The 16775-nt window shown below is 56.9% G+C and carries 7 protein-coding genes, 2 tRNA genes and 3 rRNA genes; 6 read left to right on the top strand and 6 right to left on the bottom strand.

Annotation, left to right across the window (positions count from 1 at the left end):
* Positions 1-31 precede the first annotated feature (31 nt).
* The 6 genes from purT to rrf all read left to right on the top strand — a co-directional run bounded on the left by purT (position 32) and on the right by rrf (position 6929).
* A complete protein-coding gene (purT, locus tag RE428_RS14455) occupies positions 32-1213 on the top strand; it encodes a formate-dependent phosphoribosylglycinamide formyltransferase (RefSeq protein WP_004582870.1) in 1182 nt (393 codons plus the stop codon).
* A gap of 340 nt (positions 1214-1553) precedes the next feature.
* Positions 1554-3094 (top strand): 16S ribosomal RNA (locus tag RE428_RS14450).
* Between the two features lie 87 nt (positions 3095-3181).
* A tRNA-Ile gene (locus RE428_RS14445) sits at positions 3182-3258 on the top strand.
* 94 nt (positions 3259-3352) lie between these two features.
* Positions 3353-3428 (top strand) — tRNA-Ala (locus RE428_RS14440).
* 398 nt (positions 3429-3826) lie between these two features.
* Positions 3827-6719: ribosomal RNA gene (locus tag RE428_RS14435) — 23S ribosomal RNA — on the top strand.
* Positions 6720-6813: 94 nt separating this feature from the next.
* Positions 6814-6929: ribosomal RNA gene (gene rrf, locus RE428_RS14430) — 5S ribosomal RNA — on the top strand.
* The 16S, 23S and 5S rRNA genes sit together here with 2 tRNA genes alongside, the layout of an rRNA operon.
* 569 nt (positions 6930-7498) lie before the next feature.
* On the opposite strand, the gene RE428_RS14425 is transcribed toward rrf, so the two are convergent.
* From RE428_RS14425 to RE428_RS14400, 6 genes are all read right to left on the bottom strand, one after another.
* Complete coding sequence (locus RE428_RS14425) at positions 7499-8260, bottom strand: response regulator (protein WP_004582727.1); 762 nt, start codon at positions 8258-8260, stop codon at positions 7499-7501.
* Between the two features lie 119 nt (positions 8261-8379).
* Entirely contained in the window at positions 8380-9105 is a 726-nt protein-coding gene (locus RE428_RS14420; protein WP_051079808.1) for a sensor histidine kinase, read from the bottom strand.
* A complete protein-coding gene (locus RE428_RS14415) occupies positions 9102-10745 on the bottom strand; it encodes a tetratricopeptide repeat-containing response regulator (protein ID WP_004582725.1) in 1644 nt (547 codons plus the stop codon). The genes RE428_RS14420 and RE428_RS14415 overlap by 4 nt, the downstream gene beginning before the upstream one ends.
* A gap of 56 nt (positions 10746-10801) precedes the next feature.
* Positions 10802-14326, bottom strand: a complete 3525-nt coding sequence (locus RE428_RS14410) for a hybrid sensor histidine kinase/response regulator (RefSeq protein ID WP_004582724.1) — start codon at positions 14324-14326, stop codon at positions 10802-10804.
* A gap of 66 nt (positions 14327-14392) precedes the next feature.
* Positions 14393-14899 carry a hypothetical protein gene (locus tag RE428_RS14405; protein ID WP_004582723.1) on the bottom strand — a complete coding sequence of 169 codons (507 nt, stop codon included), beginning with the start codon at positions 14897-14899 and terminating at the stop codon, positions 14393-14395.
* A gap of 109 nt (positions 14900-15008) precedes the next feature.
* The gene (locus RE428_RS14400) at positions 15009-16775 is read right to left on the bottom strand and encodes a sodium:solute symporter family protein (RefSeq protein WP_004582722.1); all 1767 of its coding nucleotides are present in this window, start codon (positions 16773-16775) and stop codon (positions 15009-15011) included.

Genomic DNA, 16775 nt, shown 5'->3' with positions numbered 1-16775 from the left:
TTCACAGCTATTGACTCAAGAGGATTTGTAGATGGTCAGTATCGGTACCCCGCTGACAGAGTCGGCGTTCCGCGTCCTTTTCTGCGGTTCAGGCGAATTAGGTAAGGAAGTCGTTATCGAGTTGCAGCGTCTGGGCGTGGAAGTGATAGCGGTGGATCGGTACGAGCGTGCGCCGGCGATGCAGGTGGCGCATCGCAGCCATGTCATCAATATGTTGGATGCCGCCGAACTGCGCCGGGTAATAGAGTTGGAAAGACCCCACCTCGTCGTGCCCGAAATCGAGGCCATTGCAACGCCTGAGTTGGTCAAGCTCGAAGAGGAAGGGGTGCGGGTGATCCCGACCGCCCGTGCGGTTAACCTGACAATGAATCGCGAGGGCATTCGTCGGCTGGCAGCCGAAGATCTATCGTTGCCGACCTCGCCCTATCGTTTCGCCGATTCCCTGGAAAACTACCGTGAGGCTGTCCGGGAAATCGGATTGCCGCTGGTTGTCAAACCGGTTATGAGTTCGAGCGGTAAAGGCCAGAGTACCGTTCGCCATGAGTCAGATATTGACGCCGCCTGGGAGTATGCCCAGCAGGGCGGGCGCGCCGGACAGGGGCGTGTGATTGTCGAGGGCTTTGTCGAGTTCGATTATGAGATCACGCTACTCACTGTGCGTCATGCTGGTGGTGTTTCCTTCTGCGACCCAATTGGCCACATCCAGGAAGACGGGGACTATCGTGAATCCTGGCAACCACACCCGATGAGCGATCTTGCATTGCAGCGTTCCCGGGAGATTGCCGACAAGGTTACGGAGAGTCTGGGTGGTTATGGTGTTTTCGGGGTAGAGCTATTCGTGAAGGGTGACGATGTCTATTTTTCAGAGGTGTCTCCGCGCCCTCACGACACGGGATTGGTGACGCTCGTCTCCCAGGATCTGTCGGAATTCGCGTTACATGCACGGGCGATTCTCGGCCTGCCGGTTGCAGCTATCCGTCAACAGGGCCCGAGTGCTTCTGCCGTTGTGCTGCCCACTGGGGAGTCCCGTGCGCCCGTTTTCCATCGGTTGGAGGAGGCGCTTGCTGCGCCGGATACCCAGATTCGTTTATTCGGTAAACCCGATATTGCAGGTCGCCGCCGCATGGGTGTGGCGCTTGCCAAGGGTGAGGATATTGATTCGGCCCGCGAGCAAGCGCGTAAATCTGCTGCCGCTATCAAGGTGAGTTTTTAGACCGAACAAAGTTTTTGAAAATATTCGTTGACTCCCTCTGAGGCGTCTGTAGAATGCGCACCACTTCTGAGGGACACGGCGACAACGCAACGTTCCGGGAAGCGTGAAACCACGGTGTCTGGAGCCGGAAAAAGTTCTAGAATAGTGGTTGACAAGGTAGCGGTTCACTGTAGAATACGCGGCCTTGATCGGGCAACGGCCCAGCTCTTTAAAAAGTTGACCAAGTAATTCGTGTGGGCGCTGGCTGAGGTATTTCGGCAACGAAATATCGAGACAGTGACTCGTCGAAATTGAGTTTTGTCTTGAGCATGATTTGGGATTTTCGGATCCCGTATGATTTAAACTGAAGAGTTTGATCATGGCTCAGATTGAACGCTGGCGGCAGGCTTAACACATGCAAGTCGAGCGGTAACAGGGGGAGCTTGCTCCCCGCTGACGAGCGGCGGACGGGTGAGTAATGCATAGGAAACTGCCCAGTAGTGGGGGATAGCCCGGGGAAACCCGGATTAATACCGCATACGTCCTTCGGGAGAAAGCAGGGGCTCTTCGGACCTTGCGCTATTGGATGTGCCTATGTCGGATTAGCTAGTTGGTGGGGTAAGAGCCTACCAAGGCGACGATCCGTAGCTGGTCTGAGAGGATGATCAGCCACATCGGGACTGAGACACGGCCCGAACTCCTACGGGAGGCAGCAGTGGGGAATATTGGACAATGGGGGCAACCCTGATCCAGCCATGCCGCGTGTGTGAAGAAGGCTTTCGGGTTGTAAAGCACTTTCAGTGAGGAGGAAAAGTGGGTCCCTAATACGGGCTCGCCTTGACGTTACTCACAGAAGAAGCACCGGCTAACTCCGTGCCAGCAGCCGCGGTAATACGGAGGGTGCAAGCGTTAATCGGAATTACTGGGCGTAAAGCGCGCGTAGGTGGTTTGATAAGCGAGATGTGAAAGCCCCGGGCTTAACCTGGGAACGGCATTTCGAACTGTCAGGCTAGAGTATGGTAGAGGGTAGTGGAATTTCCTGTGTAGCGGTGAAATGCGTAGATATAGGAAGGAACACCAGTGGCGAAGGCGGCTACCTGGACCAATACTGACACTGAGGTGCGAAAGCGTGGGGAGCAAACAGGATTAGATACCCTGGTAGTCCACGCCGTAAACGATGTCGACTAGCCGTTGGGACTCTTGAAGTCTTAGTGGCGCAGTTAACGCACTAAGTCGACCGCCTGGGGAGTACGGCCGCAAGGTTAAAACTCAAATGAATTGACGGGGGCCCGCACAAGCGGTGGAGCATGTGGTTTAATTCGACGCAACGCGAAGAACCTTACCTGGCCTTGACATGTTGGGAACCTTCCAGAGATGGAAGGGTGCCTTCGGGAACCCAAACACAGGTGCTGCATGGCCGTCGTCAGCTCGTGTCGTGAGATGTTGGGTTAAGTCCCGTAACGAGCGCAACCCCTATCCCTAGTTGCCAGCACATGATGGTGGGAACTCTAGGGAGACTGCCGGTGACAAACCGGAGGAAGGTGGGGATGACGTCAGGTCATCATGGCCCTTACGGCCAGGGCTACACACGTGCTACAATGGCGCGCACAGAGGGCTGCGAACCCGCGAGGGCAAGCTAATCTCTTAAAACGCGTCGTAGTCCGGATCGCAGTCTGCAACTCGACTGCGTGAAGTCGGAATCGCTAGTAATCGCGAATCAGAATGTCGCGGTGAATACGTTCCCGGGCCTTGTACACACCGCCCGTCACACCATGGGAGTGGATTGCACCAGAAGTGGTTAGTCTAACCTTCGGGAGGACGATCACCACGGTGTGGTTCATGACTGGGGTGAAGTCGTAACAAGGTAGCCGTAGGGGAACCTGCGGCTGGATCACCTCCTTAAACGAAGCCGAACGCTTCGGTCAGAGCCCACACGAATTACTTGGTCAGCCGAAAGAGAGCATAGGGTCTAAGCGGGCCCATACCATTGGGTCTGTAGCTCAGGTGGTTAGAGCGCACCCCTGATAAGGGTGAGGTCGGTGGTTCAAGTCCACCCAGACCCACCAGAATTTCGTGATGCGGCGTTATCGAAGTACTTGCATAGCAGGCTATGCGGCGCACTTCGATGCCTTGCCTCACAAAATTCTTGGCAGCTTTACTGGGGCCATAGCTCAGCTGGGAGAGCGCCTGCCTTGCACGCAGGAGGTCGGCAGTTCGATCCTGCCTGGCTCCACCAACTTTACGAAGACCTGGCTTCGGTCAGTGTGCAGAAACAAGCGTTTCGGATTGATGACAATCGGAAGCCCTTCTTTCTGATCACTGGGTCAGACATGCTCTTTAACAATGCGGACAAGATTGCAAGCCGGATGGATCATCTCTTTATCTCCGAGATGGCCCATCCAATGATAGCGATTTCAAGCGTTATCCGGTGTTAATCGTTGGGTTGCTTAATCTTGGATCAACCGCTGGCAGGACAAAAGGCTGCCGGCAGGTTTAATCGAGGCTGAAGGCGTCAGGCAAGGCGCAGGCTGAGTGAAGGAAGGCGCATACACACGTATGTAACTGACTGAACGAAGACTGCAGCGCGGCATGACGGTTTCAGACGAAGATTAAACAGTTGGTTTGGGGTTATATAGTCAAGCAACTAAGCGCATACGGTGGATGCCTTGGCAGTCAGAGGCGATGAAAGACGTGGAAGCCTGCGATAAGGCTCGGGGAGCTGGCAAACAAGCTGTGATCCGGGCATCTCTGAATGGGGAAACCCACCTGGTTTCGGCCAGGTACTGTGCACTGAATTCATAGGTGTACAGGGCGAACCGGGGGAACTGAAACATCTAAGTACCCCGAGGAAAAGAAATCAACCGAGATTCCCTCAGTAGCGGCGAGCGAACGGGGACTAGCCCTTAAGCTAGACAACTGGTAGGAGAAGGCTCTGGAAAGTGCCGCCATAGTGGGTGATAGCCCCGTATCCGAAACCTGAGTTTAGTGAAATCGAGTAGGTCGGCGCACGAGAAACGTTGACTGAATATGGGGGGACCATCCTCCAAGGCTAAATACTCCTGACTGACCGATAGTGAACCAGTACCGTGAGGGAAAGGCGAAAAGAACCCCTGTGAGGGGAGTGAAATAGATCCTGAAACCGTATGCGTACAAGCAGTCGGAGCACCTTCGGGTGTGACGGCGTACCTTTTGTATAATGGGTCAGCGACTTATGTTCAGTGGCGAGGTTAACCATCTAGGGGAGCCGTAGGGAAACCGAGTCTGAATAGGGCGATTTAGTCGGTGGACATAGACCCGAAACCGGGCGATCTATCCATGAGCAGGTTGAAGGTGCGGTAACACGCACTGGAGGACCGAACCCACTGTCGTTGAAAAGCCAGGGGATGACTTGTGGATCGGAGTGAAAGGCTAATCAAGCCCGGAGATAGCTGGTTCTCCCCGAAAGCTATTTAGGTAGCGCCTCGGACGAATGCCACTGGGGGTAGAGCACTGTTTCGGCTAGGGGGTCATCCCGACTTACCAAACCAATGCAAACTCCGAATACCAGTGAGTACTATCCGGGAGACACACGGCGGGTGCTAACGTCCGTCGTGAAAAGGGAAACAACCCAGACCGCCAGCTAAGGTCCCTAAATACCAGTTAAGTGGGAAACGATGTGGGAAGGCGAAGACAGCTAGGAGGTTGGCTTAGAAGCAGCCACCCTTTAATGAAAGCGTAATAGCTCACTAGTCGAGTCGGCCTGCGCGGAAGATGTAACGGGGCTCAAACTGGTTACCGAAGCTGCGGCTGCATACATTGTATGCGGGGTAGGGGAGCGTTCTGTAAGCCTGTGAAGGTGGATCGAGAGGTCTGCTGGAGGTATCAGAAGTGCGAATGCTGACATGAGTAACGATAATGCGGGTGAAAAACCCGCACGCCGGAAGACCAAGGGTTCCTGCGCAACGCTAATCGGCGCAGGGTGAGTCGGCCCCTAAGGCGAGACCGAAAGGTGTAGTCGATGGGAAACGGGTTAATATTCCCGTACCTCGCGTGACTGCGATGGAGAGACGGAGAAGGCTAGGTAAGCCGGGCGACGGTTGTCCCGGTTTAAAGGTGTAGGCAGAGGGCTTAGGCAAATCCGGGCCCTTAATGCTGAGACCTGATGACGACCGCCCATTGGGCGGGAAGTTACTGATGCCCTGCTTCCAGGAAAATCTTCTAAGCTTCAGGTCACGGGAGACCGTACCCCAAACCGACACAGGTGGTCAGGTAGAGAATACCAAGGCGCTTGAGAGAACTCGGGTAAAGGAACTAGGCAAAATGGTGCCGTAACTTCGGGAGAAGGCACGCCGGTGTGTAGGTGAAGCCCCTTGCGGGTGGAGCCGAAGCCGGTCGAAGATACCAGGCCCCTGCGACTGTTTATTAAAAACACAGCACTCTGCAAACACGAAAGTGGACGTATAGGGTGTGACGCCTGCCCGGTGCCGGAAGGTTAATTGATGGGGTTAGCATTCGTGCGAAGCTCTTGATCGAAGCCCCGGTAAACGGCGGCCGTAACTATAACGGTCCTAAGGTAGCGAAATTCCTTGTCGGGTAAGTTCCGACCTGCACGAATGGCGTAACGATGGGGGCGCTGTCTCTACCCGAGACTCAGTGAAATTGAAATCGCCGTGAAGATGCGGTGTATCCGCGGCTAGACGGAAAGACCCCGTGAACCTTTACTATAGCTTCACAGTGAACTTTGAGCATGCTTGTGTAGGATAGCTGGGAGGCTTTGAAGCGGTGACGCCAGTCATCGTGGAGCCAACCTTGAAATACCAGCCTGGCCTGTTTGAGGTTCTAACTTGGTCCCCTGATCGGGGATGAGGACACTGTGTGGTGGGTAGTTTGACTGGGGCGGTCTCCTCCCAAAGAGTAACGGAGGAGCACAAAGGTGGGCTAAGTACGGTCGGACATCGTACGGTTAGTGTAATGGCACAAGCCCGCTTGACTGCGAGACGGACAGGTCGAGCAGGTGCGAAAGCAGGTCATAGTGATCCGGTGGTTCTGTATGGAAGGGCCATCGCTCAACGGATAAAAGGTACTCCGGGGATAACAGGCTGATACCGCCCAAGAGTTCACATCGACGGCGGTGTTTGGCACCTCGATGTCGGCTCATCACATCCTGGGGCTGAAGCCGGTCCCAAGGGTATGGCTGTTCGCCATTTAAAGTGGTACGCGAGCTGGGTTTAGAACGTCGTGAGACAGTTCGGTCCCTATCTGCCGTGGACGTTGGAGATTTGAGGAAAGCTGCTCCTAGTACGAGAGGACCGGAGTGGACGAACCTCTGGTGTTCGGGTTGTCACGCCAGTGGCATTGCCCGGTAGCTATGTTCGGACAGGATAACCGCTGAAGGCATCTAAGCGGGAAGCCCCTTCCAAGATGAGATCTCCCTGGCCCCTCGAGGGCCCTGAAGAGCCGTTCAAGACCAGGACGTTGATAGGTCGGGTGTGTAAGCGCTGCGAGGCGTTGAGCTAACCGATACTAATTGCTCGTGCGGCTTGACTATATAACACCCAAGCCAACTGCGGATAACGCAGGAAATCGCTTCAGCTGAGCTTCGGCTCGCGCAATCTTGTCCCACCCAGTGGTCAACCTTTTTGCCTGACGACCATAGCGGTCCGGAACCACCTGATCCCATCCCGAACTCAGCAGTGAAACGGACCAGCGCCGATGGTAGTGTGGCTTCTGCCCATGCGAGAGTAGGTCATCGTCAGGCTCCCAATCCAAAACCCCAGTACGGCAACGTGCTGGGGTTTTTTATTGCCTGCAAGAAAGGGATGACCTACGGGAGTGTGCGAGCCGGTGCCCGCAGGGCAGTCGGAGCAACGCTCCGGCAGGGGAGCACGAGCGGACCGTCCCGGTCCGCTCCGGGGCATCGTCGCCGCCCACAGGGCTGCCAGTGGCAGGCACCCCCGAATCGAACCGCCCGCCAACGGCGTACCCGAAAAGGGCATAAAGACGAGCCCTAAGGACCGAACGCCGACAGGCCTGAGCACTGTCGGTCATCGTCACCCTCATGAGGGTCAAGGCGCCCAATCCCGAACCCCGGCCGGTCGCGTGCTGGGGGTTTTTATTGGGCGCCCTAAACACGAAAGTGACCTACGGGGTGTCGCCCCGGTGTCGAAGTCAGAGCTGTTGTTGCCGGGCCCTCGACGCATCTGCGCCTCCTTATTCTCGTCCAGCACCGATGCAGTTCGCTTCGCTCACCAAGTCTATGAAAACGCGACCCCAAAATAGAAAACCCCGACATCTGCCGGGGCCTTAAGTCTTCCCATCAACTAACAACTACTCTTTCCCACCGCCATTCAAATCAACCAGCGCAGAAACAATTTCCTGAATAACCTCAAATTGCTGATTGATGCTATTCATCAGCTGTTCCAGCTCCACAACTTTGAAGACAAAGAACACGGCGGCAATTGCGAACGCAGTAACAGTTAGCAACCAGTAAAGCCTCAACTTCCGATAACGCCGGTCCAGCGCTTCTTCCTGCCGTGCCTGGATTGTTGCAAGCAGGCTTTTGAGTTGATGCAGTTCGTCATGCGTCTCCTCGTAGGCGATTTCCAGGGTGGACAGCCGGCCAGTGAGGCGTCGATTGAGCATCAATTCGTCCGGATCGGGACTTTCGGCGCCGACGGTGGTCTCTTCGGGAAAATCGAGTAGGGGGGCTTCATCTTCCGTACCGGCCAGAATGGACTCGATCATCGCCAACAGCTGTTCTCGATCGACCTGCTTGCTAATCACCCCAGAGGCGCCCCGGGCCTTGGCGTCTTCCAGGTATTTGTCCGCGTTCTGGGAGGTGTACATGAACACCGGGATATTTGCTGTTTCCGGATTGTTCTTGAGCTGCTCAAGCGCCTGAAAGCCGTTCATGCCGGGGAGGAGGTGGTCCAGGAAGATAAGGTCGTAGGACTCCGTCTGGAGCATCTTGAAGCCTTCCTCCGCGGAGGCAGCCCCTTTGGTAACGAGGTCCGCTTTCTGGAGCAATCGGGCGAGGATGATTCGTGCTGTCGACGAATCGTCAATAATCAGCGCTTGGCCGCGAGCCATAGTCTTCTCCTTGTACATGTACGACTCCGACCACCCTGTAATTACAACGTTGTCACATCCCTGGAGCTTGGCAAAACTTAGCGACTATTTCCCGGCGAATCAAGAAGTTTCCTCGCTTTTCACGGTAACCAGATCTCAAAAATACCACCGCCCAACGTGCCGCCATTGTGGATTCGCACTTCGCCTACCCGATCAGAGTCCCGATGCAAACGCGCGACGGCTTCGGCGAAATAGAGCCCAAGGCGGGTGCTGCCTGACTGGAAGTCGATCGGCGCCTGGCTCGAAGCCGATGCTGCCTCCAGCATCGTGTCAGGATAGCCGCTGCCGTCATCCGCGACACGAATCACCAGAAACCCTTCGTTTTCTTCGGCGCTGATCCGGATTCTGCTTCTCGTATAGCGGATAGCATTGTTGACGATATTATTGATGACGCCGGCCAACAGGTCGGCGTCGAAGTACCCGCTCACAGGCTCGCAGATAACCTCATGGATCAATCCGTGGCCTTCGAGAAGCGGAATATGACGGGCGATCTGCGCTTCCAGGTAGTCCGGCAGAAAATGCTCCTCTATATGGGCGGACAGGGTGTCCTGGTCGAGTCTGTATAGACCGAGTAGCTGCACCAAGTCTCCGTGAACGCGTTCGGCCTCATAGCGCAAGGTGTTGAAACGGGGTGAGCTTTCAACCGTATCGGGGATCTCCTGACGCAGCTCATCAAGGGAGTGCAGCAGCATCCCTAGGGAGTTTTTCATGTCGTGGACCGCCGAGGCCATGACCGTGGAGAAGTCTAATCCTTCCGTTCCCTGTGCTCTCCGCCCTTCCTGAAAAGTCTTGGTCTCATCGCTCATGATAGGGACTCCACTTTGCGCTGCAGCGACTGGAAGCGCCGGTACTGCTGGTGTTGTTGTGAAAGATCACGAAGTTTTTCCAGGCAAGCGCGGCATTCCTCGAGCAGAAAAGTGTTGCGTGGCTGGGTTTCGAGCTGCTTGAGGCGAACCTGGACGAGGTTCAGGTTCAGGGCGGCATGCTTCGGGACCAGGGACAGTGCCTCCCGGAAAATCTCGGCCGCGGCGTCCAGGTCGCCATTTTCAAATGCCTTGATGCCATTGCGGTTCAACTGGCGAGCTTTAACCCGTTTGCGGAAGCCCACAGGTTCATCGAGGAGGGCTTCGATAGCGGCCTGGATCCGACTGTCGTCGGCGCAACGCTGGGAGAGATCGAAAAGCTGCTTCTCCGCCTCTTCACGGCGCTCCATGGCAAAGAGCGTCCGGGCCAATTCAAGGACGGTGTCGGGGGACATGTCGCCGCCATCTTCCGACGCGAGCACCTCGTCCACTATCTGACCGGCTTCTTTCCCGCGACCCTGATCGGCATGCACCCTGGCTTGAATCATCAAGCCTTGGCGATAGGCTTCTGGTGCTTCGGGGAAACGCTTCTTCAGGGCCTGGAGAATGCGCAATGCCTCGTCTGCCTGGGCTTGGCCCTCTTGGCTTCGATCATCTTCGCTGAGCTCGCTGAGCGAACGCCCAAGATTCAGATAGTGCTCCGGGGCATCGTGGATGCTGTGTACACCAAGGTGGACGGTGCGGCGCCAGGCAGCGGACGCTGTATCGAGATCCTGGTTCTCCGCTGCCATGGTCGCCAGTTGGCGCTGCCGTAGGATGGCGTTAGGTGAGAGGGTTGTCGCTTTTTCCAGAGTCTGCTGCGCGGCTGTTGGTTTGCCGGTTGCGGCGAGCGCCTGGGCGAGCAGGTCGTACGCTTCGACAAGATCGGGCTGTTTCTCAATGAGAGTCTGTAATGCCACGATTGCTTCTTCATGGCGCTGTTCGGCGATGAGAACCTTTCCCAGGCCCAGTCTTGCCCAGGCGATATCACGGGATTGAAGCACGTCCTCGCAGATCTTCCTGGCATGGCTGTAGTCCCCGATCTGGAAATAGAGATCCGACAGCGTCTTGAGTATCCACGTGCGGTAGCGAGGCTGCTGGGGGAGTAGCTGGGTACAGAGGGAAATGGCCTTCGGGAGGTTCTCCAGGTCGATTTCCCGGTTGATCGGATAGAGCACTGCGCGCTGGTGGAGCAGGGCATTCAGCCTCTGGCTGAGGGCCGCCTGGTTAATAGGCTTGGTCAGGTAGGCGTCGGGTAGGTACTCACGGGCACCCATCACCATTTCCTTCGAAGTCTCGGCCGTCACCATGATGAACAGTGAGGTGCGTCGAAGTAGCTTACGATGACGAAGCTCCTCCAACACATGCTGGCCATTCTTGCCGGAGCCCAGGTTATAGTCACACAGTACGATGTCGTAGTGCTCATAGGCACAGTTCTGGACCGCTGCTGTTCCGCTGGCACTGGTATCGATATGCCCGACCCCCATGCCTCTTAGCATTTGGCGCATGGAGAGCCGGAAGTTCTCGAAATCGTCCACGACCACTACCCGTAGCTTGGAGAAATCGATCTCGGACGGCGATTTTGGTGCGGCTACAGCCGACATAGAGTTCACCTTGATGAGCTTTCAGTCCGCTACTCGCGTTGTGGGCATACAACCTATCAGCTTTGCGCAGTCTGCTTCAGCTGCTTGTTGACCATGGCGCGCAGGGCCGCAGGCTTAACCGGTTTATAGAGAATCTGGTAACCGAGTTCCAGGGTCTCTGCCCGGACCTCCTCGGCCATATAACCGGTGATAAGGATGCCGGGAATGGGATGGCCGAAATCGTCCTGCAGGGCATTCATCGCATCGAGGCCGTTCTGGTCGTTGTCCAACTGGTAGTCTGCCAGAATGATATCAGGCGCCGTGCGGTCGACCGCACGTCGTGCATCCTCCAGGCTCCTGGCCGGCGTGACCTTGCAGCCCCAGTTGTTGAGCAGGGCGATCATACCGTCCAGGATGTTCTCATCGTTGTCGATGCACAATACCGACAGATCCTTCAGGTTGGAAAGACCTCGCGAGGACGGCTTTTTACCGGCTGCCGGTACCTGCACCTTGACGGGCTCGACCCGAGGCACCGTGATGCCGAACATGCTACCGCGGCCCTGGGCAGAACGTACGTTGACCGGGTGGTTTAGCATGGTGCTGATGCGATCCACGATCGCCAGGCCCAAGCCCAGACCTTTCTGGTCGCTGGCCTGCTGCAGGCGACGGAATTCTTCGAAGATCTGCTTCAGCTTGTCGCCGGGAATCCCCGGTCCAGTATCCCAGACTTCGATCCGCACGTACCCCTTCAGACGGCGACAGCCCAGCAGGATGCGTCCTTTCGGCGTGTAACGGATGGCATTGGACAGGAAGTTCTGGACCACTCGCCGCAACAATTGGGGATCGGAATGAACCCACGCGGTTGAGGGAATCATATCCAGTTTGAGTCCCTGCTCTTGGGCGATGGCGGAAAACTCGGTCGACAGGTGCCGCAGCAGGTCATTGACCGGGAAGCTGGAAAGCTTGGGCTCCAGTGCACCTGCATCCAGTTTGGAGATGTCCAGCAGCGTGCTGATGATTTCCTCGGCGGCTTCCAGGGAGCTGTCGATATGGTTCACCAGTTCCTTCAGCTCACCCTGGGCCGCCTTGCCCGCGAGCGCTGACGTGAACAGCCGAGCCGCATTGAGCGGTTGCAGCAGATCATGGCTTGCCGATGCGAGGAAACGCGTTTTGCTCTGGTTGGCTTGCTCGGCAACCGATTTCGCCTTCAGCAGTTGCTCGTTCAGGACTTGCAGTTCCTGAGTCCGCTCCTTGACCCGTTGTTCCAGGTAGATGTTGGTTTCCTTCAGCGCCTGCTCAGTACGGCGCATGGGCGTGATGTCCTGGAAGGTAATCACATAGCCGCCGCCGGGAATGGGACTGCCCTCTATCTGCAGGATCGTACCGTCGGGCCGGTGCTGCTCATCCGCAAGGGGTAGCCCTTCGCGCATGCAGCGCAGGCGATCCTCCAGCACTTCATCTACCTTTCGCGCCGGCAGGTTCATGGTCACCATGTTGTATCGCACAAGGTCGGCCACCGGTCGGCCGGCACGCACGAAGCCGCGGGGATAGACAAACATATCGAGGTAGCGCTGGTTCCAAACCATCAGTTGTTGCTGGTGGTTCACCACGGCCACGCCCAGGCTTATGTTCTCGATGGCCGATTGCAGGAGTTCACGGCTGAAGGTCATGGCCTGGGAGGCTTCGTCGACGATGCTGACAACATCCTCGATCTGCATGTCACGGCCGGTGAGGGTGGACTCCAGCACCACGCGGGCGGTGGAGGCGCCGATAACCGAGGCCAGTTGACGCTCCACATATTTCATCAGGTGTGTACTGGCCGGGCGCTGGGGTGCGATGCGCGTGGCGTTACGGCGCTCGTAGTTACGGAACAGGGTCTCGGCGCGCTCCTCGCCCATAAAGCGGTCAGCGAGGGCCTGCAGGTCGGCGGTGAGGATTTCACCCTGCCAGATCTGTTGTTGGGGCGTCTCGGCCCTGGGCTCGGGGTCGTGGAAGAAGGAGGCAATCTGGATCTTCTCGCGCACCCGCTGCCGGGTAAATAGCGACAGCGTGATGTAGAGCAGGGTATTGCTGCCCAGGCTCCAGATAATGCCATGGCTAACCTGATCCAATTCCATGCCGAACAGCGCGGTAGGGCGGGTCCAGCCCATGCCCCAAAGCCCCTCGTCGATCAGGCTGTCGCTAAGCCATCCGGTAGACGCCAGGGCCGGGATCAACAGTGTGTAACACCACATCAGGAAGCCGGCGGCCAGCCCCCAAACAGCGCCGGTGTGATTCCCGCGGCGCCAGACGATGCCGCCCACCAGCGCAGGACCGAACTGGGCCGCTGCCGCGAAGGAGAGTAGGCCGAAGGCTGTCAGGCTGTATTCCTCGCTGGCGAGTCGGTAGAAACCGTAAGAGGTGAGGAGGATCAGGAAGATAGCGACACGGCGGATGCTCAGCAGCAGATAACTGAGATCCCCGCGCCGATTCATGCGCGGACGGAAGAACTTCAGTAGCGCCGGCATGATAATTTCGTTGCTCACCATGGTGGCAATTGCCACCGAGCACACGATAACCATGGCTGCCGCAGCAGAACCGCCTCCAAGGAAGGCCAGGATGGCCAGCCATTCTTCACCTGCCAGGATCGGCAAGCTCAGGATAAGGACGTCGGGATTGGTATCGGCGCTGTTTGGCACGAGCAGGCCAGCGGCGGCAATCGGTAGCACGAAGGCGCTGGCAATGATCAGGTAGGCGGGCATGGCCCAGCGGGCCGTCTCCAGGTCCCGATGGTCCGTATTCTCCACGACAGTGACGTGGAACTGTCGTGGCAAACAGATTATGGCGAGCATAGCGACCAGGGTCTGGGTCACGAAAGCGACCGGCTCGACATTATCGAATGTAAGCGTCCCTACCAGGTCCGCTTCACGAACTTGCTGCAACAGATCGCCGAAGCCTCCGTAGAGGCCATACCCGACGAAGAGGCCGACGGCGATAAAAGCCACGAGCTTGATAACAGATTCGAAGGCTACCGCCTGAATCATCCCTCGATGATGCTCGGTGGATTCGAGGTGCCGGGTACCAAACAGGATGGTAAACAGCGCCAGGACCAGGGTGATGTACCACGCCGAGTCCCGCCACGCAGCCTGGGTCAGGAACGGGTCCGACAGGCCATCCGATTCCGACAGCACTGTGAAACCCATGGCGATCGCCTTCAATTGAAGGGCGATGTACGGAACACTGCCGATCAGGGCGATAACCGAAATCAGCGCGGCCAGCGTCTGCGACTTGCCGTATCGGGAGGCTATGAAATCAGCAATAGAGGTGCTGTTGTTGCGCTTGCTGATGTAGATGATGCGACGCAGCAGCGTGGCGCCGAACAGGAAGACAAGTAGCGGCCCGAGGTAAATCGGCAGGAAGCCAAGCCCTTCCTGGGTGGCGCGTCCAACCGCACCATAGAATGTCCAGGAAGTGAAATAGACCGCCAGGGAAAGGGCATAAATATGCGTGCGTGCGAATTTTTTCCGGTAGAGGCCGGGGTGGCGGTCACCTGCCCAGGCTACGGCAAACAGCAGCGAAATGTAGGTGATCGAAATAAGGACCAGTAACCAGCCGCTCAGCATAGACAGCCTTTGCCGGGACGCATGTTCAAACCTTTATGGTGTAACCAAACTGTTTTGGCGAAGTGCCTATGAGGTGCAGACTGCACCTAGTAGACGATCGTCATCCGCCAGTTTGCGCAGGGACTCGACCTGGGCCTTGCCTTCCTCTGAAACCGGTACCAGCTGGTGTTCTGCGCAGTTGAGTAGGTAAACCTGCTCTTCAACGGAATCAGTATAGGACTTCTCGAAGCGATACAGGTAAAAGCTATAGACGTTCGGGTTCTGCTCGTCCGGCACGATACTGCTGGTATCCAGCACGGTAAAGCGAGAAACCTGGGGGACCACCAGACTCCACGGGCGCCAGATAACGCTCTCTTTCTCCGCCGCGACGACAACCGCGTCCTCGGGGAGTTGCGACTGTTTAAGATCGAACCAGGTGTATTCCATGTAGGCCATATAGGCCAGCATTCCTGCGCCGCCGAATACAGGAATCAACCAGCGGGGAGCTTTATTGGCAGTGATCGCGCGGATACCAAGGGCAACCCCGGCTGCGCCCAGGCCTGCGAAAACGGTTGCTACGAAATTCCAGAACATCAGGTTTCCTATTTACGGAGCCTCTGAACAAAGCGGGCTTCCCCCGGAGAGGAAGCCCGCTTAGGTTAGCTATATGCAGATTAACGTCTGCATAAGTGCATTTTATGGATTAATGGTCGGCAGCACCACCAGCGCCACGCGGGTAACGCACGCTTTCGACCAATTCCTGGATTTCGACAGGCGGCTCTTCTGTCGCGTTAGACACGATGAAGGCAACTGCGAAGTTGACGATTGCACCAACCGCACCAATCGAGAGCGGGGAAATACCCAGAACCCAGTATTCCGCCGTGTCTGGCAGGTTGTTGGTGCCCGGGATGAACAGCCAGCCCTTGTACACGAAAATGTAAGCGAGGGTGAAAGCGAGGCCGACCAGCATGCCGGAAATAGCGCCTTTGTTGTTCACGCGCTTGGAGAAGATCCCCATCATTAGCGCTGGGAACAGGGATGCAGCTGCGATACCGAATGCCAGCGCGACCACCTGGGCGGCGAAGCCCGGCGGGTTCGCACCTAGATAGGTGGCGACGACGATGGCCACGGCCATCGATATCCGTGCCGCCATCAGCTCACCTTTTTCCGTGATATTGGGGTTTATGCCGCCCTTGATGAGGTCGTGGCTTACGGCAGACGAGATCGCCAACAACAGTCCGGCCGCGGTGGAGAGGGCTGCTGCCAGACCGCCGGCGGCGATCAGACCGATAACCCAGCCGGGCAGATTGGCAATCTCCGGATTGGCCAGTACCAGAATGTCACGGTTGACCTCAAGCTCGTTACCGTTCCAGCCACGTGCCTGTGCCGTGGACTCGAAAGAGTCGGTCGGGTTGTAGAGCTGGATACGTCCGTCGTTATTCTTGTCCGTGAACTGGATCAGACCGGTAACTTCCCATTCGCGAACCCAGTTTGGACGCGCTTCGTACTCGATCGGCTCGGACGTCGGGCCGTCAGGGTAGATGGTCTGCATGAGGTTCAGGCGAGCCATGGATGCAACAGCCGGAGCCGTCAGGTACAGCAGCGCAATGAACACCAGCGCCCAGCCGGCAGACCAGCGGGCATCAGCAACCTTCGGCACCGTGAAGAAGCGGATAATAACGTGTGGCAGACCTGCGGTACCGATCATCAGGGTTAGAGTGAACAGTACCATGTTGAGCTTGTTATCAACGTCAGCCGTGTACTCGCTGAAGCCGAGTTCGGTGATGACTTGATTCAGCTTATCAAGGATAGGCATGCCAGAAGCGGTATGTTCCGAGAATAGGCCCAACGGAGGAATGGGATTACCGGTGAGTTCCAGGGAGATGAAAACCGCCGGAATGGTGTAGGCAATGATCAGTACGCAGTATTGCGCAACCTGCGTGTAGGTGATCCCTTTCATGCCGCCCAATACCGCGTAGACGAAAACGACGACCGCCGCGATGATCAGGCCCATGGTGGCATCAACTTCGAGGAAGCGGGAGAAGGCAACACCGGCACCGGCCATCTGGCCGATAACGTAGGTCACCGATGCCACGATCAGACAGATCACTGCGACCAGTCGCGCGTTCCGGCTATAGAAACGATCGCCGATAAATTCGGGGACCGTGAATTTACCGAACTTTCGCAGATACGGTGCGAGCAGCATTGCCAGCAACACGTAGCCGCCGGTCCAGCCCATCAGGAAGGTTGAGTTGGCGTAGCCGCCTGCAGCAATCAGGCCCGCCATGGAGATGAAGGATGCGGCAGACATCCAGTCGGCGCCGATTGCCATCCCGTTGGTAATGGGATGCACGCCGCCGCCAGCCACGTAGAAGTCTTTTGTGGTACCCGCTTTGGCCCAGACCGCGATCAGGATATAGAGGAGGAACGAGCCCCCAACAAACAATAGGTTAATTGCAAACTGGCTCAT

The organism is Marinobacter nanhaiticus D15-8W (genome assembly GCF_036511935.1).
Lineage (GTDB): Bacteria > Pseudomonadota > Gammaproteobacteria > Pseudomonadales > Oleiphilaceae > Marinobacter_A > Marinobacter_A nanhaiticus.
This window is presented reverse-complemented; position numbering and strand designations above follow the sequence as displayed.